This window comes from Clostridium intestinale DSM 6191, from assembly GCF_900130055.1.
GTDB lineage: Bacteria > Bacillota > Clostridia > Clostridiales > Clostridiaceae > Clostridium_T > Clostridium_T intestinale.
In genome coordinates, this window is record NZ_FQXU01000023.1 from 12490 (window position 1) to 35731 (window position 23242).

General features: G+C 28.8%; 20 protein-coding genes. 8 read left to right on the plus strand and 12 right to left on the minus strand.

The genetic code is table 11. The features are described 5' to 3' along the window. Nucleotides 1-149: 149 nt before the first annotated feature. Nucleotides 150-1097: an alpha/beta hydrolase gene (locus BUA92_RS21860; RefSeq protein WP_242950234.1), complete on the minus strand. Its 948-nt coding sequence runs from the start codon at nucleotides 1095-1097 to the stop codon at nucleotides 150-152. Nucleotides 1098-1976: 879 nt separating this feature from the next. Between BUA92_RS21860 and BUA92_RS21865 the strand changes: the two genes are divergently transcribed. Together BUA92_RS21865 and BUA92_RS21870 are read left to right on the plus strand one after the other, a co-directional pair. Next, nucleotides 1977-4013 carry an ATP-dependent nuclease gene (locus BUA92_RS21865; RefSeq protein WP_073022761.1) on the plus strand — a complete coding sequence of 679 codons (2037 nt, stop codon included), beginning with the start codon at nucleotides 1977-1979 and terminating at the stop codon, nucleotides 4011-4013. Continuing rightward, on the plus strand, nucleotides 4006-5934 hold the full coding sequence (locus BUA92_RS21870) for a UvrD-helicase domain-containing protein (protein WP_073022762.1): 1929 nt from the start codon (nucleotides 4006-4008) through the stop codon (nucleotides 5932-5934). Before BUA92_RS21865 ends, BUA92_RS21870 begins: the two co-directional genes overlap by 8 nt. Before the next feature lie 67 nt (nucleotides 5935-6001). On the opposite strand, the gene BUA92_RS21875 is transcribed toward BUA92_RS21870, so the two are convergent. From BUA92_RS21875 to gshAB, 3 genes are all read right to left on the minus strand, one after another. Beyond that, a complete protein-coding gene (locus BUA92_RS21875) occupies nucleotides 6002-6790 on the minus strand; it encodes a rhomboid family intramembrane serine protease (protein ID WP_083553629.1) in 789 nt (262 codons plus the stop codon). A gap of 200 nt (nucleotides 6791-6990) precedes the next feature. Next, nucleotides 6991-7269: an ArsR/SmtB family transcription factor gene (locus BUA92_RS21880; protein ID WP_073022763.1), complete on the minus strand. Its 279-nt coding sequence runs from the start codon at nucleotides 7267-7269 to the stop codon at nucleotides 6991-6993. An 18-nt stretch (nucleotides 7270-7287) separates the two neighbouring features. Further along, the gene (gene gshAB, locus BUA92_RS21885; protein WP_073022764.1) at nucleotides 7288-9630 is read right to left on the minus strand and encodes a bifunctional glutamate--cysteine ligase GshA/glutathione synthetase GshB; all 2343 of its coding nucleotides are present in this window, start codon (nucleotides 9628-9630) and stop codon (nucleotides 7288-7290) included. Between the two features lie 270 nt (nucleotides 9631-9900). On the opposite strand from gshAB, the gene BUA92_RS21890 reads away from it, so the two are divergent. From BUA92_RS21890 to BUA92_RS21905, 4 genes are read left to right on the plus strand one after another with little or no spacing between them, the layout of a single operon-like run. Beyond that, nucleotides 9901-10854: a CobW family GTP-binding protein gene (locus BUA92_RS21890; RefSeq protein ID WP_073022765.1), complete on the plus strand. Its 954-nt coding sequence runs from the start codon at nucleotides 9901-9903 to the stop codon at nucleotides 10852-10854. A 28-nt stretch (nucleotides 10855-10882) separates the two neighbouring features. Further along, on the plus strand, nucleotides 10883-11539 hold the full coding sequence (locus tag BUA92_RS21895) for a GTP-binding protein (protein ID WP_073022766.1): 657 nt from the start codon (nucleotides 10883-10885) through the stop codon (nucleotides 11537-11539). A gap of 4 nt (nucleotides 11540-11543) precedes the next feature. Beyond that, nucleotides 11544-12587, plus strand: coding sequence for a permease (locus tag BUA92_RS21900; RefSeq protein WP_242950236.1), 1044 nt, complete (start codon nucleotides 11544-11546; stop codon nucleotides 12585-12587). Beyond that, complete coding sequence (locus tag BUA92_RS21905) at nucleotides 12584-13327, plus strand: TIGR03943 family putative permease subunit (RefSeq protein ID WP_073022767.1); 744 nt, start codon at nucleotides 12584-12586, stop codon at nucleotides 13325-13327. Before BUA92_RS21900 ends, BUA92_RS21905 begins: the two co-directional genes overlap by 4 nt. Nucleotides 13328-13384: 57 nt before the next feature. Here BUA92_RS21905 and BUA92_RS21910 read toward each other — a convergent pair whose 3' ends face one another. Next, nucleotides 13385-15346: an ATP-binding protein gene (locus BUA92_RS21910; RefSeq protein WP_073022768.1), complete on the minus strand. Its 1962-nt coding sequence runs from the start codon at nucleotides 15344-15346 to the stop codon at nucleotides 13385-13387. A gap of 466 nt (nucleotides 15347-15812) precedes the next feature. Between BUA92_RS21910 and BUA92_RS21915 the strand changes: the two genes are divergently transcribed. After that, complete coding sequence (locus tag BUA92_RS21915) at nucleotides 15813-16400, plus strand: TetR family transcriptional regulator (protein WP_073022769.1); 588 nt, start codon at nucleotides 15813-15815, stop codon at nucleotides 16398-16400. Between the two features lie 21 nt (nucleotides 16401-16421). Beyond that, the gene (locus BUA92_RS21920; RefSeq protein WP_073022770.1) at nucleotides 16422-16856 is read left to right on the plus strand and encodes an SRPBCC domain-containing protein; all 435 of its coding nucleotides are present in this window, start codon (nucleotides 16422-16424) and stop codon (nucleotides 16854-16856) included. Between the two features lie 195 nt (nucleotides 16857-17051). Here the strand turns inward: BUA92_RS21920 and BUA92_RS21925 are convergent, their stop codons facing one another. From BUA92_RS21925 to BUA92_RS21950, 7 genes are all read right to left on the minus strand, one after another. Then, nucleotides 17052-18290 carry a DUF1015 domain-containing protein gene (locus BUA92_RS21925; protein ID WP_073022771.1) on the minus strand — a complete coding sequence of 413 codons (1239 nt, stop codon included), beginning with the start codon at nucleotides 18288-18290 and terminating at the stop codon, nucleotides 17052-17054. 63 nt (nucleotides 18291-18353) lie between these two features. Further along, the gene (locus BUA92_RS21930) at nucleotides 18354-19517 is read right to left on the minus strand and encodes a phosphoglycerate dehydrogenase (protein WP_073022777.1); all 1164 of its coding nucleotides are present in this window, start codon (nucleotides 19515-19517) and stop codon (nucleotides 18354-18356) included. 22 nt (nucleotides 19518-19539) lie between these two features. Then, complete coding sequence (serC, locus tag BUA92_RS21935; RefSeq protein WP_073022772.1) at nucleotides 19540-20622, minus strand: 3-phosphoserine/phosphohydroxythreonine transaminase; 1083 nt, start codon at nucleotides 20620-20622, stop codon at nucleotides 19540-19542. A 284-nt stretch (nucleotides 20623-20906) separates the two neighbouring features. Then, a complete protein-coding gene (locus BUA92_RS21940) occupies nucleotides 20907-21089 on the minus strand; it encodes a hypothetical protein (protein ID WP_073022773.1) in 183 nt (60 codons plus the stop codon). Between the two features lie 53 nt (nucleotides 21090-21142). After that, entirely contained in the window at nucleotides 21143-22651 is a 1509-nt protein-coding gene (locus tag BUA92_RS21945; RefSeq protein WP_073022774.1) for a carboxypeptidase M32, read from the minus strand. A gap of 15 nt (nucleotides 22652-22666) precedes the next feature. Next, nucleotides 22667-22840 carry a hypothetical protein gene (locus BUA92_RS23430; RefSeq protein WP_175550942.1) on the minus strand — a complete coding sequence of 58 codons (174 nt, stop codon included), beginning with the start codon at nucleotides 22838-22840 and terminating at the stop codon, nucleotides 22667-22669. Nucleotides 22841-23027: 187 nt separating this feature from the next. Beyond that, nucleotides 23028-23242, minus strand: a 215-nt coding sequence (locus BUA92_RS21950; protein ID WP_175550868.1) for a transposase, incomplete at its 5' end; no start/stop codon positions are given.

Genomic DNA, 23242 nt, shown 5'->3' on the forward strand with positions numbered 1-23242 from the left:
CCACCTTACTTCTCTGGATTATTCTTCTAAATTAATTATACTTTAATTTTCGAGAAAGTTAATGTTTTATTTAATAAAATTTTAATTAACAAAAAAAACTAAGTTAAGAATCTTAATATTTTTTTCCTAACTTAGTTTAAATCTAACAATTAAAACAAATCTCTATCTATATTGAGTTTTTTACACACCTGTTTTAAACTTGATTTGTCATTTATATTTACTTTAAATAATATATATTGTGCTAAAAATCTTTCAAAGGGTAGCCAACTTCCATGGGTCATCGGTAATATATATCTTACTCCACCTCTCATCTCTCTAAATAAAGAAGTTCTACTTCCTAACGGAATTGTTTCATCTAATAACGCATCAATAAAAGTAACCTTTGATTTATCTATAAAATGAGCATAGGAAAGAGGATCTATTTTGAATAAAGGATGTATTTCACTAGATTTACATAGCTCAGCTAAAGTCATGTTCTTAACTTTTCCAAGTTGCTGCCTGTAAGTTTCATAAAGTTTTTTCTTATCATGAAGAAAATATTCTTCCCTAAGACCAGCTTTGAACAGCCTTCTCACAAAAGCCGCCGTAGGCGACCTATGTAATATCTTAGGAAGATGTCCACCTGTGGTCATAAATATACCTTTATTTATTCTTTTATCAATAGACATTGTTATGGAAGACAGCATTCCCCCTAAACAATATCCCATTATTAAATTATTAGGTTTCCAGATTCCTTTTTGTTCTAATAAATCTATAGTTGATCTAACATCTACAACCGCATGCTCCCAAAACTTATACATTCTATTAATATCAGGATATAAAAAGCTTCTGCCACTAACTGAGCCACTCTCTACCCTTGTATAATTCCCTGGAAGAACTGGTATAGCACAATGCACTCCAGCTGATGCTAGATGACTTCCCATCCATAAGAAAAATCTTATATTTCTACTGCCTAAGCCATGAAGAAGTATAACAGATGCCCTTACTTCTTTTTTAGGTTCAAAATTATATACCTCAACAGTCTCCGTCCCTATTGCAGGTGCCTTATACAAGGTTTCAAACTTAGTATAGTTACATCTATAATTTACACCCTTCATTATATAGCCCTCTACATATTTAATAGGTTTGGTTCTGTATCTAAAGTCGATATCCATTTATAAAATTCCTTAAAATTAATATATAAACAGTATATTCATTTTATCGCTAGAGAGACACTCTCTTCTGCTCTGTGGTCTCTTGGATTTCTTATATACATAGATAATTACCTGTTTACCTAATTATCTACTTGTTTGATTATCTAATTATCTAATTACCTGTTTATCTAATTAAGTAATTAGATAATTAAGTATGCACTTTTATACTGTAGTAGCGCCTCTCAGCTCCATTAGATTTAGGTTCTAGCGGGAAACCGTGCAGGTTCGACTCCTGTTATCCGCACCAAGTAAGAAAAGACAAGGCTTTCAGCAAAAAATAAAAAGCCTTGTCTTTTTTTTGACTAAATCAACCGCATGCGAAGGTGAGCCTATCTTTCTATTCTTATATATTAAACTTGAGCCTCTTACTAGTCTTATTGTTACTACATTTACTAGCTTTCCTCTCATAGTCTTACATAAGTTCATGTCATTTTATTGTCCTATTTCTATTACATTTTCATCTTTATTCCTCTTATCTACACAATATAAAATCTTTGACATCTCTTAGCACTCCTCTATAATTAGTTATTTGATTTTGTATATTCACTAAAATAATATATATTTAAAACTTCAATAATAATGGAATATTTTCAATAAATATTTATAATTTATATATTTATTGCTTTTAATATAAATCGTGGAAATTAAATTACTAAGATGTTACAATATGAAAAGAAACAACAATACATGTCATAGCTATACTGAAAATTGAGTAATCTATTGAAGTGTATCAACTTAACAAAATGACATGTTTCATGAGAAAATAGTGAGCGGAGGCATAATATGTATCTATCTAGACTCAATTTATGGAATTTCAGAAAGTATGGTTTTAATGCACTATCTGAGCAACCCAGTTTGTCAGTAGACTTTAACAGCGGACTAAATCTTATAGTTGGAGAAAATGATAGTGGCAAGACTTCAATAGTAGATGCAATTAAATATGTACTAGGAACGCAAAGTTATGATGGCGTAAGATTGGAAGAGAATGACTTTTATATTAGTAATCAAGGGAGTAGAAGTTCAGAACTGAAAATTGAATGTATTTTTAAAGATTTATCCGAAACCGAATGTGGAAAGTTTTTAGAGTGGATTAACTTTGATAAAGGAAAAACAGCAGAGCTTAGAGTAAAACTTGTTGCAAAATTACAAGATAATAAAGTATTTATAAAGAAAACTGCTGGATTAGATGGAATTGATATAAATTTTAATGCAAATGATTTGTTAAGGATAACATATTTAAAACCATTAAGGGATGCTGAAAATGAACTTAGCCCTGGCTACAAATCTAGATTTGCCCAAATCTTAAAGAGCCATCCTCTTTTTGTGAAAGATAAAACGGAGGACGTTCATCCACTAGAAGCATATATAAAAGATGCAAACTATAATATTGAAGAATATTTTAAGAATGAATATGTAGGCGAGGATGAAGAAAAGCATCAAGCAGCGGGAACGTTAATAAAAACTCTAAATTCAACGTTAAAAGAGTTCATAGGATTAAATGAGAATAACTATATAGCTAATGTAAGTATTGCAAATAGTGAATTGGCTAAGATACTTTCTAAATTAATGCTTAGCGTTGATGAAAATAAGGTTGGCTTAGGAACTTTAAACCAACTTTATATAGCTATGGAACTATTATTACTAGATGTTAAAAAATTCAAACAAGAATTTGGAATGGCTCTTATTGAGGAGATAGAAGCTCATCTTCATCCCCAAGCTCAATTAAGATTAATTAAATATTTACAGAATGTTGGTCAACAAGTTATTCTTACAACCCATAGTATTACTTTAGCATCAATAGTTGACTTGAAAAACTTGATATTATGTAGAAAAGGAAAAACCTTTGCTTTAGGTAAAGAGTATACCAATTTAAGTGAAGGTGATTATGAGTTTTTACAAAGATTTCTTGATGCAACAAAAGCTAATTTATTTTTTGCTAAAGGGGTTATAATGGTTGAAGGAGATGCTGAAAATATACTTATACCTACTTTAGCAGAATTAATAGATAGACCTTTGCATAGATATGGGGTATCAGTTGTTAATGTTGGAAATACTGCTTTTTTACGTTACAGTAATATTTTCATAAGAAATGACAAAATAAACACATTAGAAATCCCAGTGTCAATTATTACAGATACCGATGTACGCCCCAAAGAATATTACTTAGATGAAGAAAATAGCGGTAACAGCAATTATTACAAGTTATATATGATAAAAAATATAGAAAAGTTAAATGGCAAGCTATACCTAAATGAAGACGATGCAATAAAAGTAATTAAAGAAGAGTTGAATATAGAACGGTTCAAACCAGCGGAAAAAGAAATATATGTTGAAGAAAAGAACGATTATAATTTGTACTTAGATGTTGTTAAAAATTCAAAGCAAGCTAAATATAACTTTATGGATATTTGCGTATTTACAAACACATGGACATTAGAATATGATTTGGCGCTAAGCAGTTTAAAGACTGTTTTACGTGCAGCTATACTTATTGCTATTGATATAAAAAAGGATGAAGAAAGCATAAATAATATTAATACCGATGATTACTTAAAAGCTGCGAAAGAAGAAATTGATGGTATGAAAAGTTCAGGAAAAAATGATTTTGAAGTTGCATATGAGATATTCAAGCCATTATTAAAAAATAAAGCATCAAAAGCAGTAACTGCTCAATACCTATCAAAAATATTAAAACCACTAGGCAAGCCTAAAAATATTAAGATAATTAAAAAAGATAAATATTTAAAATACTTATTAGATTCAATTTATCATGTAACGTCACCTAGTAACATTGAGGAGGAAACGCAAGAAAATGTTTAGTAATATAACAGATGAAGATATTGCTTTTGCGGAAAAAATTCTTCTGCGAAACGGAGATAGTTTTGATGAAAACGAGCGTAGACCTGTAATAGCTAATTTTATAGAATCTTTTGATGTAAATGCGTGCCCAGGGAGTGGAAAGACGACAGTGCTATTAGCTAAATTGGTGATATTATCTAGAAAAATGCCTTTTGACAATGGACAAGGTGTTTGTGTTTTAACTCATACTAATGTAGCTATAGATGAAATAAAAAACAGACTTAAAGATAGTAGTGATATACTATTTAATTATCCAAATTTCTTTGGAACAATTGATTCATTTATCAATAAATTCTTAACAATTCCTTTTTATAAAAATATAACAGGCAAGGAGCTATCATGCATTGACACAGATGTGTATAAAGACGAACTTGAAAAGTTAATACATAAATCGTTTCCTAATATTGATAGAGAAACTAATATAAAATTACGAGCTGGACTTAAAAGATGTGATATCTTTTTAAATAACGGAAGTATAGACATAGATAATAGTAGAATTCTGACTCCATACTACGATGAGGTTAGAGAATCCGTGAATAGGATGTTATTAGATATCTTTAGCAAAGGCATAATCTCACATAAGCAATCCTTTCGTTTGGCTCAAGAATATTTAAAAAACTTTCCTATGTTAAAGAACTATTTTTGTGAAAGATTTAAGTTAATATTCATAGATGAAATGCAAGATACAAAAGAATATCAAGAGAGTGTATTAAAAGAAATTTTCCAAGATGTTAGGTGTATAATTCAACGTTTTGGTGATTTAAACCAGAATATTGGTAGTGGTGGTGGTGATGAGGTTTGCGGATGGACGTTAAACTCAAGAAATATTAAAGAAATAAATTCAACACAAAGGTATGGCTCTCAGATAAGTAGCTTTCTAGAGAACTTAAGAGTTATAAAATCAGGTAATTTGACTGGTAATACAAAGATAAACTCGTATAAACCTCATATAATTATTTTTGATAAAAAATGTATTTTAAACATAGAATGTATTTTTTGTGGCTTAATAAAGAAGTATAATCTAGATAAAAATACAAAAAGGATTTTTAAAGCAGTTGGAGCTATAGGACAAAACCCTAATAATAATGATGAATTAACCATCAAAAGTTATAAAAGCAGCTACACGAAAAAAAGAGGTGGCAAAACTATTAGTTTTGTAGAGAAGATTTTATACAATTGTTCAATTTCGCCATACCCACAGACACTATATAATGATTTATTAGAGTTAATGTTAAAATTATTAAGAAATACTGATTTGAATTATAACAGCACTCAACTTATAACTGAATTAAACACCAGGTTTAATGATGATTATATGGAGTTTAAAAACAAAATAACCTCCTGGAGTGCAAGCATATTTGATGAGCCAGAAGAGGTATTGGAGGATATTAAACTTTCTTTGCTAAAGCTAATAAACTTAATAACCCCGATGATAAATGAAACAGTATTAGATACTCATATTAATTATAAAAATATCGACGTATTAAACCTTATCGCATTAACAACGCCAAATAATAATACTACAAATGATTTTATTATTGATTATGACACGATACATGGAGTTAAAGGTGAAACACATACAGCTACCTTGTATCTAGAAACAAAATATAATAATGGATATAAAGATTTAAGCGATATAAGTAAGATAATTAATTATTTAACCGCGGATAGTACTGAAACTGAAAACTTAGGTGATGAAATAGAAAAAGCTCTCGCTCTGTCATATGTCGCCATGAGCAGGGCAACTCATTTAGTCTGTATAGCAATTAGTTATGATACAATAAAAGATAGACTTCAGAGTTTTGCTAAAAGAGGATATGAATTAATTGCTGCATCCGAAGACTTACAGATAAAGATTAATAAAGAACTGTTTCCCTTTTAACATATATATCCACTTATCAACTTACAAAGGTGTAGCAAAATATTTTTGTTACACCTTATATTAACTACTAGTGTTTAATATGCTCATGATCATTTAAGTGATCCATACAATACTCATGTTCACCATCACATTTGCTACAATATCTAAACTCCATATCAGGATTTGTTCTTTCTGTTACTCCACATATAGTACATCTATGCATTGTTCTTTTCATTTCAATTACATTATTTTTATATTTTCTATGAACCTTTTTATTTCTATTAACTAAGGATTCATATATATCTCTTCCAAAGAATAAAATGAAGTTTAATAAGGCTACTATAATCACAATCTTTGTTGTTAAGCTTCCTGTTGCAAAGGAAAAGCCCAAGAAAGCTCCACTAAGCCATCCTAAATATTTCATCTTAACTGGAAGTACAAAGAATACTAATATTTCAAAGTTAGGATAAATATATGCAAATGCAAAAAACAATGACATATTTAAATATGTTGGAACACCTATTCCACCAGTTATAAACGTAGCTATTATAGTTCCTAATATTCCAACTAAATAATATATGTTGAATTTAAATGCACCCCATTCATACTCTAAAGAGTTCCCTATCATATAATAGAAATATAGAGTTATCAAAGTCCAAAAAGAATTTCCTTCTGGTATGAATATGAAAGTTATTAATCGCCACACCTCGCCATTTAATATTGATGCGCGGCTTAACATCAATCTAGACGATATATTAGCGGCTGGAATCATATACTCAATAAATAGAACCCCTGCAGTTATAATTACTATATATTTCATTAATCCATGTATTGCGTATCGACCATATTTTCTCTGTAATTTATCTAAAAATCTCAAATCCCTTAACCTCCTCAATATAATTAAGTCTCATAGTCATTTATTATTACTATACTATCATTTATCTTAATTGGAATCAACTTAACTATATGGATACTAATAACTTTTTCTATTTATATTTTATCTGCTATTAGTTAATAAGTTATATGCTGATATAAGAAAAGACTGCATAGATATTTTTTTCTATGCAGCCTTACTGATTATCTACTTTCTTTTTCATAAATCTCTTCAGTAACTTTAATTAGATCCATAACTTTAGGATTTCTAATCTTATAATAGATAAACATTCCTCTTTTTTCAGCCTCTACTATTTTTGCATCCTTTAGTATCTTAAGATGCTGCGATAGGTTTGCCTGGCTAAATTCAATGTCTTCATTAATCTCACAAACACACACTTCACCTTCATACAGCTTCTTTAGTATTTTTATTCTTATTGGATGGGCTAATGCTTTAAATATATTAACTTGAAATTCTTCCATATAACACACCTCTTAAATCTAGCCCCTGAATAGTAAATTAAGAACTTTTTCCCCTACATTTCTATTCTTTCCCTTGTAAGGATAACAATGAATGTGTATAGCTGGGTTAAAGTTTAACTCTATAATTCCATAGTTATCTTTAGATATTTTCTCATTAATGTTAGTAATCATCATATCTACTCCACATATAGATGCACCCACTGCTTTAGCTGCTTTTATAGCCATTTCCTTATAGCTTTCATCTATCTTATCGGTATAATCAATACTGTCCCCACCAGTACTAACATTAGAGTTTTCTCTTAAATATACAATCTCATCTTTGTTTGGCACATAAGTAAAGTCCTTACCTTGAGCTTTTAAGAACATCTCTTCTATTTCACCTAGAGATATTTTTTCAAGAGGTGTTTTATACCCCTTTCCTCTTAAACTATCCTTATTCTTTTCCTTAACTAGTTCCGATATATTATTTACTCCATTTCCACATACATTGGCTGGCACTCTATGAAGTATTCCTACTACTTCATCATCTATAACTAAAAATCTATATTCTTTGCCTTCTATAAATTCTTCTACTAAAACCGTATTATCATTATCAAATGCTATTTCTAGCGCTCTTCTAAAGTCATCTTTATTAAATCCATCCTTAAATATAGATATACCTATACCAAAGTTAGTAGATTTAGGTTTTATAACTATCTTCTTATTCTCGAACTTATCGTAGAACTTCATAGCTTCTTCTACGCTATTATAATTTTCTCCACTAGGTACTCTAACTTCATTTTCTTTCAATACTTCCTTAGTAACCACTTTATTTTCCATAACAAGAACAGTACTATAAGAATCTTTAGAAGTTTTAGTAGCTTGCTTTACGTACTCTGTTTTTCCATTAAAGCTAAGACTTATAAAATTCTCTTTTCTATCAAGTACTTTAAATTCTATACCTCTTTTTATAGAATCCTTTATTAATATCTGAGTTGATAATTCTAAATCTTCATATCCTATTAAATTAAAACTCTTTTTATCCGTTTCATCTAAATATTCTTTAGCTTTATCTATATGAAAGTCTACATATGATTTTTCTTTTATTCCTTGAAGAACCTTATAAGAATAGGTCTGCTTTGAATCTAATATTTTTTCCTTAGCATTAGCTATTATATTTAATAAAAATTCTTCTTTAACTCCTAATTTTCTAACTAAAAGCTCCATATCATATATAATTTTTAAAGCTTCATCCTTTAGAGGTACTTTTTCAGACTTACTATTTAATATTTTTAAATCTGACTTTCTTCCTAATGTTGCTACTATATTATGATTTATATTAGAAATTTCCTGCTCTTTTTCATTAAACTGGCTATCTTCCTTTAACAACATATAAATTAAGAAAATATTTATTAAATATAAATCCTCTAAAAATATTCCATTTTTACTTAATGGATTTAAATCTAATATTCTGACTTCTACGTACTTTATTCCATCGCTTTTTAATATTTCTAAAGAATTCTTCCCGCCTATTGATTTAACCCTAATAGGACTATATAATTCACTTGCATTTTCAATCTTATTACAGCGAATTAATTCGTTTATACTTTCTATATAATCACTTAAACTATCATAATTAATAGGAAAATCTTCTTTATTTTTATATCCACATATTCCATTTCTAAGGGATACTAGGTTTTCCGAATAGCCAGTTTCATTTTCTAAACTTTCACTAATTTCTACGCAACTATCCATATAACTTTTATGAAATACTGGACTCGCTCCAGTAAGATATATTAGAAACCATCTATATTTCAAGAAATTTTTTACTGTTCTTAAATATATAGTGCTTTTAAAATCCTTAAAGTCTTTACTATTGCTAAATTCTCTATATAAATATCTTAAAAAATCCTCATCAAAGGAGAAGTTAAAATGTATTCCTGATAATAGTTGTTTCTTTCTACCATACTTCTCTGCTAACTTCTCTCTATATTCTCTCTCAACTTTACCTGCCTCTCCATAACAAGCTATTGGAATTTCACCATCGCTTGGTAATATAGGAGGATTGCTTTGAGTCCATAGATATTCATCTTTTAATGTACTAGAAACTATATTCTGGAGATTCTCCAAAAAGTCATACATTTCCTCTAAGCTTTTACATGCAGGTGTTACTACCTCTACCTGACTTTCAGAAAAGTCTGTTTTAATAAAAGCATTTTCTAATTTATCTCCAAACTCCGCTGGATGAGCAGTTAACGCTAAGTGCCCATCTTTATATACTCTAACATTTTCTTTCTCTATTCCAAAATTACCTTTAAACAAGTCTTCACTTAAGTTTTCTTTAACTAAAAAATCCAGTAATTTATTATCAATACCTTCCATCCTAACACCTTCTACGCATAATACTATTTAAAATTATTTGTTCCATAATTATAAATTATTCTTGATGTAAAAATACTATTAATAATTTTTAAATTTTGCCATAAAGTATTATAAGTATATTAGAATTTACTTATATAGTCAATGACTTTTGCATTGTGTTAATCAAATTAACATTCTCTTAAATTTTGGTAAATGCAATTCATTTGCATTGCTTTGAACTCTTATATGCTTTAAAATATATATTATAAAAATAATAATAAGGATGGTTTTATGAAAATTAAAGTTGATGTATTTTCAGGATTTTTAGGTGCTGGTAAAACACTGTTAATTAAAAAATTAATAGAAGAAAATTTAAAGAATGAAAAAATAGCTATAATTGAAAATGAGTTTGGAGAGATAGGCATAGATGGAGGATTTTTAAGAAATTCCTCTATAGATGTTAAAGAGATAAATGCTGGTTGTATTTGTTGCAGCGTTTACGGAGATTTTAAAGCAGGTATTAATGAAGTAATAGATAAATATCACCCTGAAAGAATAATTATTGAACCTTCTGGGGTTGCTAAATTATCTGAAGTTCTTTCTGTTTTTAAAGAGTCAGATTTTAAGGAAAAGCTTTCACTCAATATAATAATGACGGTTATAGATATAACTAAATACGATATGTATGTTACTAATTTTGATGAGTTTTATAAAGATCAAATAAGAAAAGCCAAAACTATTATATTAAGCAGAACTCAAAATGTTTCTAATGAAACTGTTGTTGATGTTGTAAGCAAGATAAAAGCATTAAACAATTCAGCAAGCATAATAACTACCCCTTGGAATAACATTAAAGCTAAAAATATATTAGAAACTGCTGAAGGTAATTCAGAAAACACCATTTTTAATAAAATCAATTTACTAAATAAAGTACCTAGCAAGGTGTCAGTAAGAACTTCCACAGTAAATACCACTAAGACTACCTTCAAAACCATAGGTATCGAAACTCCAAAAATACTTACTAAAAGTCAATTGAAAAATAATTTAGAGAAGCTAAATAACTCTATGTATGGTCTTGTGCTACGTGCAAAAGGTATTGTTGAGTGTACTAATGGAGAATGGGTGGAGTTCGATTATGTACCAAATGAATTTGAAATTAGAAAATCCTTGCCAGACTATAGCGGAAGAATTTGTGTTATAGGCGAAAACTTGAGTAAAGATAATATAGAAAAGTTATTTCGTTAATATTTAAGATTTAGAAAGGACTTATCTTATGAATACTAAGGCGGATATAGAGATAATTACTGGATTTATAGGTGCTGGGAAAACCACATTTATTAATTCTCTTATAAAAAATACCTATTTAAATATAGAAAACTTACTTATAATTCAATATGAACAAGGTAATCAGAAAATTCTTGATGTAATTACAAATGATAATAATATAAATCTAGAGGTGATTCCTGGTGGATCTCCCCTAGATTCTTTTCATTTAGAAAATATTCTAAAAAAATATAAACCGCATAGAGTTATTATAGAATATAACGGAACTAAAAATCTTTCAGATTTATTAGATGTTTTATATTCAAAAAGCATAAAAAAGATAGCTAAGGTTACCTCTACATTTTTTATTACAGATTGTTTGACTTATGATATGTTTTTAAATAATATGCCAACTTTAATTATGCCTAACCTATATCATAGCAATCTTATAATTTTTAATAACTCTAATAAGATTCCCGAAAAAAATTTATCTACTATAACTAAAGAAATACGTTCTATAAACAAAGATTCTTTCTTCTTAAATATTGATGATATTTCTAAACTAGATAACTTATTAGATGAAACAGGATTTATGGATAGAGGTTTCTTTAAAGCCACTAGAATATTAACTAAAAATTTTATTTCTAAATTAATTCTGAGGAGATGATGTCTTGCAGTATAGAAGTACTAATTCTAAAAACATTATAAGTATTTTATCAAAGCTTGCTATAGTCCCTATAATAGCACTTATAATTCTTTTATCTATAAAGTTTAAAATAGTTATTAATATGAGAACTTTAAACAATTTTTCGGTTATATTTACAAGTATTATTTTAGAGGCACTCCCTTTTATTTTCATTGGGTCTTTAATATCTTCATTAATTCAACTATTTGTATCTGAAGAAACCCTAGCCAAGATACTACCTAAAAACAAATTATTAGCTTTAATGACTGCATCAGTAGTTGGTATTTTTCTTCCTATATGTGAATGCGCAATAATACCAATAGCAAAAAGATTAATAAAAAAAGGGGTTCCTGTTGGGGTTGCAACTACCTTTATGTTAGCTACACCTATTATTAATCCTGTTGTTATTCTATCAACCTACTATGCATTTAGTAATAATATTCAATTCCTTTTTCTAAGAGTTTTAGGTGGAATTATTGCCGCTATAATAATAGGTTTTATAATTAGTACTCTTGATAAAAATAAAGATGAGGTTTTAAAATCAACAGATTATGACTTTGATGATGATTTATGTCTATGTGGGACTTCACATAATTACTCAGAAAAAAAATCAAAAATCTCTACTCTATTTGATACCGTAGGATCAGAATTCTTAGATGTGAGTAAATATGTTATATTCGGGGCGATGCTTTCAGCTATATTTCAGGTTTTGGTTTCAAGAGATAGTTTGAATTACCTAGGAAATAATTCGCTCTTGTCTGTAGTTGCTATGATGTCCTTAGCATTTTTACTGTCTATCTGTTCTGAAGCTGATGCTTTTATAGCCTCAACATTTGTTGGACAGTTTACAAATGGTTCTATAATAGCGTTCCTTATTTTTGGCCCTATGCTAGATATAAAAAATACGTTAATGCTTATTGGTGCATTTAAAAAGAGATATATTTTATTACTGTTAGTCTCAATATGCGTAATCTGCTATTTGATAGGTTCTTCTATAAATATAATAGAAATTGTGAGGTTTTTTAAATGAGAAGATTCAATATAAATGAGTTTATAAAATTTATAACTTTTCTTTTGTTATCATTATTTTTATATGATTTAACATCTACAGGTAAAATTAAGCTCTTTATAAGTCCTAAAATAATTTTATTTGTTAATATATTTCAAATTGCTTTAGCTGTGTTAACTATATATCAGTTAAGTAAAAGTTTTTCTACAATGAGCAACAGGCCTATTAACAAAGTTTTCCTATTGTTCTTATTTATGATCCTTATAGGAAAAGGTGCTGCAAAAGCTGGAATAGATGCAACTATAGTAGATAATAAAGGTGTAAAAGCTATTAATAAAATTGCAAATGTATCTGGCGAGTTAACTAAAGAAGAAAGGCAGCTGAAGCTTCCATTAGACATAACTCAAGATAATTTTGTTTCTGTACTATCGGATATTTTTGAGCACACAGATTCATATAACGGAAGAATTGTAACCCTAAGTGGGTTTGTGCACAAAGATGAAGGCTTAGACAAAAATGAATTTGTAATAGGTAGATTATTTATGAGCTGCTGTGTAGCAGATTCTCAACTTATAGGTCCAATAGGAAGGCTTCCTCATGATTCTTCTCAGTTAAGTGAAGGTACTTGGATTAAAGTTCAAGGTAAAATTTCTTCTAAAACCTATTCCTTTGATAATCAACTAACTACCACTCCTGTCGTTGTTATAGATAAGCTTGAAGAAATCCCTGCACCACAGGATGGATATGTTTATATAAAATAACGAGGTGCCCATGGGCACCTCAGCTAGTAATGTTATCATTTACACTTATATTTAAAACTATATAATTTCATCTTCTATATCTTCATCTATATATGGCATAACAATTTTGAAGGTAGTTCCTACCCCTAGTTTGCTTTGTATTTCTATTCTTCCCTCGTGTTCTTTTATTATTTGATAACATGCATTAAGTCCTAGCCCTGTGCCTGTCTTTTTAGTTGTAAAAAATGGTGTGCCTATTTTCTTTATAGTTTCTTCATCTATTCCAGTCCCATTATCAGATATATTTATAAAAACTTCTTTGCATTCTTCGTCTAATCCTGTACTTATCTTTAATGTAGGATTCAACACCTTATCCATAGATTCTACAGCATTTTTACATATATTAAGTATAACCTGCTTAATCTGTGTCTCATCACATAGTATATATCTTTCATCATAGTCTATATCTAAAACTAATTGTGAATTATTCATTAATGAAGATGTTTCAATAGTATTCCTCATTGAAAGTACTAAATCACTAAATGATACTTCAACTAACTCGGTTTCTCTAGGCTTTGATAAATTCAAGAAATCAGTAATTATTCTATTTACTTCATTTGTATCACAATTAATTTTCTGAGCATATTTTTTAATCTTCTCATTATTACAATATAACTCTATTAGCTGACTATTTCCCTTTATAGTAGTTAAAAAATTTCGGGTTTCATGAACAATTGTAGCTCCCATTTGTCCCATTAAAGCTAGCTTCTCTTGATTTATTAACTTCTTTTGCTCCTCTTTTATCCTTGTAATATCATGCATTACACAAACTACACCGATTTTATCATTATAATTGTCTGTAATAATTGAAAAGGTAACTTGTACATATTTTTTATTTCCTTTTGGAGTTTTGATTTGCCAATCATCTATTTTATTCTTATAATTATCGAAATCAAATTTTTTCGGGATATTTTTATCAGTTAACTTTATAATCTTAATAATTTCATTTATATTTGTATTTATTATATCACTATATTCCATATCCACTAAGTTTGCATATGATTCACTACATACAACAATTTTACCTTTATAATCTACAATTATTGTTGGTACTGATACAGCATTTAATATTTCTTCCACATTTAAACTAAGACTTTTAACAATTGGTTCTTTTTTTATGCTACTATTCAACAATACATGATGATTTTTTCTATATGTTTTCATCTCTTTATTTATAGATTGATTATTCCTACCAATTAAATCTTCAAAAACCCCTTTATAAAGATATAAATAACTACAAGTTCTAAGGATAGTAACAAGGATTACCCAAAAAGAACTAACTCCTTCTAAAAAAACAGAAGAAATTTCAGCTGAAATAACAAAAAATATACTTAAATAAAGGTACCTAGATTCTAAAATTACATTCCTCGTAAAGCTATCTTTGATTTTATTAATCATATATATGGCTATACCTAAACTAACCGAACTTAATATAATCTTTATAGTGTTTAAAGTGTACTTATCATACACATTTAAAAATTGTAAAACTTGTATGTGAAGAATTAAAATCAAATTAACACTAATCATTCCAAAACATAATATAATAGTGTTTCTATAACTCGCTAATTTCTTAGCTCCACATAAGTGTATAAATAAAACTATAATCTCCAAAACCCTTGCTACCATCCAGTATTTTAAAGATATATTTACCCCATTAATCTCAATATCTTGTAATAAGTGACTGTAATTATAAAAATGTATAAAATCCACTATTGATACTATAAGAAAGCCAGGACACAAAATATTAAGGCTTTTTTTATCAGAATGTGTACTAAAAACAATTAAAAATATAGCTAATAAAATAAAAATGTTAATTAGCCCCAAAATAATATTTGTTAGTTGGCTATTTATGCTCCAAAATACCATCCATATTAATAAAGATGCACTTACAGCTACTAAAAACGTCCCAACTAATCTAATAACTATATTTTTATACAATCTTTCGTAATTTTTTTCATACTTTAGACTCAATATACTCATAAATACCCCTTATTAAATATTATTTACTATCTTCTACCCTATACCCCAATTCATACTATCAAATTTTATCATTAACACATTGTTTACTATAATATTACATATTTCTAAAGATAGTATAACAAATATTGTCATATTTTACAATAGATATTAACATATTATCCACAGCATTATTAACAGTATTTGTTGATAATCCATAATTAAATGAGTTTATCCACAACTTTTGTCATATATTTAATAAAAGTAAGGATAATTAATAATGTCATAATATATTGACAAACATTTTTTTCACGCATATAATTTAATCAATCGATTGATTAAATTATTCTTTAGATAACTAGAGTTATAACTGATTAATATGAATATTTAATGAATTCAGCTGAGTAAATGACTTTATAATTGAAATCTATTTGATAAAATGTAGTGATGTAAATAAAATAATACTAACTATTTAACCGAGGTGACTTTTATGGATAATACTGAAACTAAAAACAAAATATTAGCAGCTGCTAAAGAATTATTTGCAAAAAAAGGTTTTGATGGCACATCTACAAGAGAAATTGTTAATTCTGCTGGAGTAAATATATCTTTAATAGCCTATCATTTCGGTGGTAAGGAAAATCTATTTTTCTCTATGTTTGATCATTTTATGGAAGATACATATCATACCGAAACTAACATAACGCCTTCTGCTATTCTTGATGAATTTAAATCAATAATAAAGTATATAATAAGCCTTAGATTTGAAGATCCTCAATTAGTTAAAATACTTCACCATGAAATTATTTTAAATAGCAGTCGGTGCGATAAAATTAAAGACTCACTAACTCCTATTTGGAATCGTATGAAACTTTTATTGCTTGAAGGTAAATCAAACGAATTATTTAAATTTGAGAATATTGATAATGCATTGTCCTTCACCATGTCTGTTGCAATTTTCCCTCGTCAAAACCAGTATTTTATTGAGTCAACTAATTCTAATACAAACCATTTAAATATTGATACTACTATAAATGAACTGGTTAATTTTATTTTAAAAGGTCTAAGCGTTAATTAATATAACAAGGAGATGAAGGTTATGAAGGAAATTAAAACTGAAATAATAATAAATTCAACTGTAGACAAAGTATGGAGCACATTAACAGATTTTGATTCTTATCCTAATTGGAATCCATTTATTAAATATTTTAGAGGAACTCCAAAAGAAGGCAATAGAATAGAGGTAAAATTAGTACCCCCTAACTCTAAAGGTATGGTTTTTAAACCTACTATACTAAAATTTATACCCAATAAAGAACTTCGATGGTTAGGTCATACTTTAATATCAGGTTTATTTGACGGTGAACATATATTTGAATTAAAACCTAACAGTGATGGCACCACAACATTTATTCAACGTGAAAAGTTTGGTGGTATATTAGTACCTCTTTTAAAGAACTCTCTTGATGATACAAAAGCCGGATTTGAGTTGATGAATAAAAAAATCAAAGAAATTTGCGAGACAACTTTGTAAATACCAGTCAATAAAACACTAACTTACCCCGTATAAATATACAATTAAAATTCTACAAAAAAGCATGAAATCAAGACTATCAGCTAACTTAACTGTTATGTTTTTTCTTGATTTCATGCTATCTTTTTTTCTTACAATTTTTATTGCGTAATTTATATATATTTATTAGTTGCTATTTTTCTATAGATGTACATATTATAGTTCATGTATGAATATTCCACTTCTAAGTTTTGGTTCAAACCAAGTTGATTTTGGTGGCATCAATTCATTTGCATCAGATACATCAAATAATTCTGTTATTGATGTAGGATGCATAGAAAATGCTACTTTCATTTCTCCGCTATCTACTCTTTTCTCTAATTCTTTTAGCCCTCTTATCCCACCAACAAAATCTATTCTTTTGTCTGTTCTTATATCTTTTATATTAAGTATAGGGCTTAATAAATTATTTTCTAATATTGCAACATCTAATCCTTGTACTGGATCATCTGAAAATAATTCTTCATCTAAGGTTAACTTATACCATGTATTTTCTAAATACATTCCGAAGGTTGCTTTTTCTTCAGGTTTGTAAGCTTCTGACCCAACTTCTTCAACCTTGAAATTCCTCGATACTTCGTACAAAAAATCTTCCTTGGAATATCCATTTAAGTCTTTTACTACACGATTGTAATCTAGTATCATAAGTTGATCATGTGGGAATAATACTGAAAGAAAGAAGTTAAATTCCTCATCTCCAGTATAACCTGGATTCTCTTCTCTTCTTTTTAGACCTACCTTTACTGCTGATGCTGTTCTATGATGTCCATCTGCTATATATATATTATCTATATTTTTAAATGCTTCTGCTATGACTTTTACATCAGCTTCCTCACTTACCTTCCAAACTACATGCTTAACTCCATCTTGTGCTATAAAATTATATAAGACCTCTTCAGTTTTAATCTTATTAACGACCTCATTAATTATTTCTTGTGATCTATAAGCTAAAAATATAGGACCAGTTTGAGCATTACATATATCAACATGATTTATTCTATCTATTTCTTTATCTTCTCTAGTTTTCTCATGTTTTTTTATAACATCATTTAAATAATCATCAATAGATGCACAACCTACTACTCCTGTTTGAGAACGTCCATTCATAGTAAGCTCATATATATAATATCCTTCTTCATTATCATTTAATAAAGTTCCATCTTGAAGCATTTCTTGAAGTATATCTCTTGCTTTTTCATATACTTGTTTATCATAAGGATTAAAATCTTTATCAAACTGAGTTTCAGCTCTATCTATTTTTAAAAATGATAATGGTTCTTTTAATACTTCTTCTAGCGCCTCGTCTCTATTATAAACATCGTAAGGAAGTGCAGCCACCTTACTTACCACGTTTTTCTCTGGTCTTATACATTTAAAAGGTTTTATAGTAGCCATAATATCTCTCCTTATCTAATATATAATTTAAGGGGGCAACTTAACTTGTCCCCTTAACCTTAATTATTTAATAATTCTTACTTTTACTACTCCATCAATTTCCTTAATTTTCTCTACAAATTCCGTTGTAGCTGGTGCTTCTATATCTAACATAGTATACGCCCATTGACCTCTACTCTTATTAATCATGTCTGATATATTTATATTTTCATTAGCTAAAACGGAAGTAAATTGACTTAGCATATTAGGAATATTTTTATGGTTTATTGCTATACGTCCAACCTGAGTACAAACTCCCATATCACAATTAGGGTAATTAACAGAATTTTTTATATTACCATTTTCCAGGTAATCTCTTAGTTGTTTTACTGCCATAACTGCACAGTTGTCCTCTGATTCATTTGTTGATGCTCCCAAATGAGGAATTGCTATAACTCCCTTTGCTCCTGCAATCTTTGGATTTGGAAAGTCTGTTACGTATCTATAAACCTTTCCTGAGTTTAATGCTTCTAACATATCATCATCATTTACTAAAGTATCTCTTGAGAAATTTAATATCTTAACTCCATCTTTCATTATTGAAAAAGAGTCTTTATTAAACATACCTTTTGTAGAATCTAATGCTGGAACGTGAACTGTTATAAAATCACATTCTCTGAATATTTCTTCTAAAGACTTACTATGTCTTATATCTCTAGAAAGGTTCCATGCAGCATCAACTGATATAAAAGGATCATAACCATACACTTCCATACCTAATCTATTGGCTGCATTAGCTACTAAAACTCCAATAGCCCCAAGCCCTATTACTCCTAGTTTTTTACCTTCAATTTCTATTCCAGAAAATTTAGATTTATTTTTTTCTACAAGTTTTGCTACATCTTGATCTTCTTTTACTGATTCTACCCAATTCACTCCTCCAACTATGTCACGAGAAGATAAAAGTAATCCAGCTATAACTATTTCTTTTACTCCATTAGCATTAGCACCAGGAGTATTAAATACTACTATACCTTTTTCAGCACATTTTTCAAGTGGGATATTATTAACTCCAGCCCCTGCTCTTGCTATAGCTTCTAAGCTATCTGATAGTTCTAAATCATGGACGCTTGCACTTCTTACTAACACAGCTTCAGCATCACCAAAAGCTTCTACTTGCGTATATTTATCATCAAATATTTTTAATCCAATATCCGCTATAGGATTTAGACAATTTATCTTAAACATTTTTTTCACTCCCCAATTCTCTTTAGCTATTTTCTGCTTCAAATTTTTTCATAAATTCTACTAAGGTTTTAACTCCTTCTATTGGCATAGCATTATATATACTAGCCCTCATTCCGCCAACACTTCTATGGCCTTTTAGATTTTCAAAGCCCAGCTCCTTAGCTTCTTTTATAAATTTAGCATTTAATTCTTCAGAGTCAGTTACAAAAGGAACATTCATTAAAGAACGATCTTTTTTAACAACAGTTCCTCTAAACATCTTACTTGAATCTAGGTAATCATATAATATGGCAGCTTTTTCTTCATTAAATTTCTTCATAGCCTCTAAGCCACCTTTATTTTGAATCCATTTAAACACCTTACCACATACGTATATTCCATAAGCCGGTGGTGTGTTATATAATGAAGAGTTGTCTACATGTGTTTTATACTTAAGCATTGTAGGAGTTCCTGGTAATACATCTTCAGTTATCAAATCTTCACGAATAATAACAACTACAACTCCTGCAGGTCCAATATTTTTTTGAGCTCCCGCAAATATTAATCCGTATTTAGAAACATCTACTGGTTCAGATAATATATCTGATGACATATCTGCAATTAATATCTTGTCCCCTGTTTCAGGAAGCTCATTAAACTTGGTTCCATATATCGTGTTGTTATGACATATATATACGTAATCAGCATCTTCTGATATTTTTATATCTTTTAAATCTGGTATATAAGAAAAAGTTTTATCCTCTGAAGAAGCTAAAACATTAACCTTTCCATAAATCTTTGCTTCTGATATTGCCTTTTTAGACCATTGTCCAGTATTTATATAGTCAGCAACTTTATTTTTCATTAAATTCATTGGAATCATAGCAAATTGTTGAGATGCCCCACCTTGAAGAAATAAAACCTTATAATTATCAGGTATATTCATAAGCTCTCTTAACGAAGCTTCGGCATCCCCAATTATGCCTTCAAAAGCTTTGGAACGATGGCTCATTTCCATGACAGACATTCCTGTACCTTTATAGTCTAACATTTCTTCAGCTGCTTCTTTAAGCACCTCTTCAGGTAATACTGCTGGACCAGCAGAAAAATTATATACTCTTCCCATTAATAAAAGCCCCCTTAAATTTTTCTCTAACCGTAAAATGTTGTTAAAATATTATCAATTAGACATATTGTTATTTTAACATTTTATTTGTTAATTCTACTACTTTTTTATACTCAAAACAATGTTTTTATTATTAAATTTACCTTAATTCCTAAGTATTTATATTATTTTATAAATTTATAATTGTAAACCTTAAGAAATTAATATATGTTTATAACTTCAAAAATAGTACCTAAAAAAATAAAAGCACCACAATATTGATGCTTTTATTATAAATACTTATATCAATTTTTACTAATTTCTAAAATAAATTCATAGTTTCCTTTTATACAATTACCATTTTTATATTGTATACAGTTGCTACAACTAGAATATATTTCCCTCATACTTAAATTATTTAATTCATTCATAGAGCAAAAATCTTCACATACTTCACCATTCATAACTGATAAATAAGGTCTATTCATATTATTCACCTCTTATGTATAGATATATATATTATTTTGCTCTAAATTTCTACTTAAATACCATAAAGCTTTGAATATTTCTCTTCTAAATAATCAATAAAATATTGAGAGTTTAATTCTTCTCCTGTGACTTTAAGAATTAACTCTTTAGGGGAATATAATGAACCATATTTATGAACATTATCTTTTAGCCATTTTGTAATAGATATAATATCTCCTTTGGCTATTAATTCATAAACATCAGGACTATCCTTTTTCATGGTATTAAAAATTTGAGCCCCATATAAATTACCTAATGCATAACTTGGGAAATATCCAAAAGATCCATCTGACCAATGCATGTCTTGAAGTACGCCTAAAGAATCTGTATCAGGCTCAACTCCTAAGTACTCTTTATATTTTTTCTTCCACACTTCTGGTAACTCTTCTACTGTTATTTCATCATTAAATAAAGCTTTTTCTATTTCATATCTAATTATTACATGAAGAGAATAGGTAAGTTCATCTGCTTCTGTTCTAATTAAAGATGGTTCAACCTTATTTACTACCTTATAAAACTCATTGAAATCTATTTTATCAAAGTTTTTGAAAAGCTCTTTAATCTTAGGATATAAGTATCTTAAAAACTCCTCACTTCTTCCTATAATATTTTCATAAAATCTAGATTGTGATTCATGGATACCCATTGATGCTCCAGTAGACAACCAAGTGTTTTGTAAATCATCAGATATATTTTGCTCATATATCCCATGTCCACCTTCATGTATAGTAGAAAATAAAGCAGATAATAAATCATGTTCATAATAGTGAGTAGTTAGTCTTACATCTTTATTAGTAAAGTTAGTAGTAAAAGGATGTGTACTTTCATCTAATCTACCCGCTTCCATGTCAAAGCCTATTAATTTAAGTGCATATAAACTTAATTCTTTTTGTTTTTCTTTATCATAACTTGAATTTAATAAATCAGCATTTATAGTTATTTTACTCTTCTTTATCTTATTAAGAAGCTCTACTAAAGCATCTCTTAAATCTCCAAATACCTTATCAAGAACCTCAACTGTTATTCCTTCTTCATATTTATCTAAAAGGGTATTATATTTATGATCTTTATATCCCCAATAGCCTACAAACTCTTTTTGAAAGTTTACAACCTTTGATAAATAAGGTTTAAAAATATTAAAATCATTTTTGTCCTTAGCTTCTTCCCAAGCAGCTTCCGATTTAGATGTAAGTATTACAAATTCTTTATACCTTTCTACTGGTATTTTTTTAGTCTCATTATATTCTTTATATAATCTTTTTATCATTGCTTTATCAACTTGGCTTAACCCAGCTGAGTTTTCTTTAAAAGACTTTAGAAACTCTCTCATCTCTTTAGAAGTCTGTTGATTAAATAATTGCTCTGAAAGAAATCCTATAACTTCTGCTCTTCCCTCAACAGCTTTCTTGGGCATACATACAAGCTTATCCCAATAAATTAAATCTATAGCCTGTTTAGTAATTTCCATGGTTTTGATATATTCTTTAAACTCTACAAGTTTTTGTTCTAACTTTTTTTCCATAATTAAAAGTCCTCCTTATAACTCTTCTTCTATAGTCAAAATAGATTCTGTTTCTCTACAATACTTTACGCATAAACACTGTCCCAAATTTCTAGGACACTCGTAACACATGCAGTCCTTATCTCCATTGCAAGTTCCTTTTTTGTATTCTGGACAATGAGCACAATTAAATCCGTTTCCTCTAGTCATTAGTCTTTTATTCCTTTCCTATCCTATTTATATATAAGTATTATAACAAATCCATAAGTCAAGTACCACCGGCTCAGCCGGAGGCTTGATTAAGCCCTATAAGGGCATGATACTGGCGGCGCTACTCGCGCTCTGAAAAACCGCCAATCGCAAAACTTTTTCAGCGGCCACCTATAAGGTGGCTATTTTATTTGCTTACTTTTGCTTGCTCTCCCGTAAACGGGTCGATATATTCTTTCATACTTATTTGCTCTGCTAACTGATCTTCTTGTAACTGATTTTGTATATATTTTGTTATCGCATTTTTATTTCTTCCAACTGTATCTATATAATATCCTCTGCACCAAAAGTGTCTATTCCCATATTTATATTTTAGATTTGCAAATCTATCAAATATCATTA

What these genes read in the sequence shown, in the direction of transcription:
- BUA92_RS21860 (WP_242950234.1), bottom strand. Translation starts at nt 1,097, where the DNA reads ATGAAGGGTGTAAATTATAGATGTAACTATACTAAGTTTGAAACCTTG.
- BUA92_RS21865 (WP_073022761.1), top strand. Translation starts at nt 1,977, where the DNA reads ATGTATCTATCTAGACTCAATTTATGGAATTTCAGAAAGTATGGTTTT.
- BUA92_RS21870 (WP_073022762.1), top strand. Translation starts at nt 4,006, where the DNA reads ATGTTTAGTAATATAACAGATGAAGATATTGCTTTTGCGGAAAAAATT.
- BUA92_RS21880 (WP_073022763.1), bottom strand. Translation starts at nt 7,269, where the DNA reads ATGGAAGAATTTCAAGTTAATATATTTAAAGCATTAGCCCATCCAATA.
- gshAB (WP_073022764.1), bottom strand. Translation starts at nt 9,630, where the DNA reads ATGGAAGGTATTGATAATAAATTACTGGATTTTTTAGTTAAAGAAAAC.
- BUA92_RS21890 (WP_073022765.1), top strand. Translation starts at nt 9,901, where the DNA reads ATGAAAATTAAAGTTGATGTATTTTCAGGATTTTTAGGTGCTGGTAAA.
- BUA92_RS21895 (WP_073022766.1), top strand. Translation starts at nt 10,883, where the DNA reads ATGAATACTAAGGCGGATATAGAGATAATTACTGGATTTATAGGTGCT.
- BUA92_RS21905 (WP_073022767.1), top strand. Translation starts at nt 12,584, where the DNA reads ATGAGAAGATTCAATATAAATGAGTTTATAAAATTTATAACTTTTCTT.
- BUA92_RS21910 (WP_073022768.1), bottom strand. Translation starts at nt 15,346, where the DNA reads ATGAGTATATTGAGTCTAAAGTATGAAAAAAATTACGAAAGATTGTAT.
- BUA92_RS21915 (WP_073022769.1), top strand. Translation starts at nt 15,813, where the DNA reads ATGGATAATACTGAAACTAAAAACAAAATATTAGCAGCTGCTAAAGAA.
- BUA92_RS21920 (WP_073022770.1), top strand. Translation starts at nt 16,422, where the DNA reads ATGAAGGAAATTAAAACTGAAATAATAATAAATTCAACTGTAGACAAA.
- BUA92_RS21925 (WP_073022771.1), bottom strand. Translation starts at nt 18,290, where the DNA reads ATGGCTACTATAAAACCTTTTAAATGTATAAGACCAGAGAAAAACGTG.
- BUA92_RS21930 (WP_073022777.1), bottom strand. Translation starts at nt 19,517, where the DNA reads ATGTTTAAGATAAATTGTCTAAATCCTATAGCGGATATTGGATTAAAA.
- serC (WP_073022772.1), bottom strand. Translation starts at nt 20,622, where the DNA reads ATGGGAAGAGTATATAATTTTTCTGCTGGTCCAGCAGTATTACCTGAA.
- BUA92_RS21940 (WP_073022773.1), bottom strand. Translation starts at nt 21,089, where the DNA reads ATGAATAGACCTTATTTATCAGTTATGAATGGTGAAGTATGTGAAGAT.
- BUA92_RS21945 (WP_073022774.1), bottom strand. Translation starts at nt 22,651, where the DNA reads ATGGAAAAAAAGTTAGAACAAAAACTTGTAGAGTTTAAAGAATATATC.
- BUA92_RS23430 (WP_175550942.1), bottom strand. Translation starts at nt 22,840, where the DNA reads ATGACTAGAGGAAACGGATTTAATTGTGCTCATTGTCCAGAATACAAA.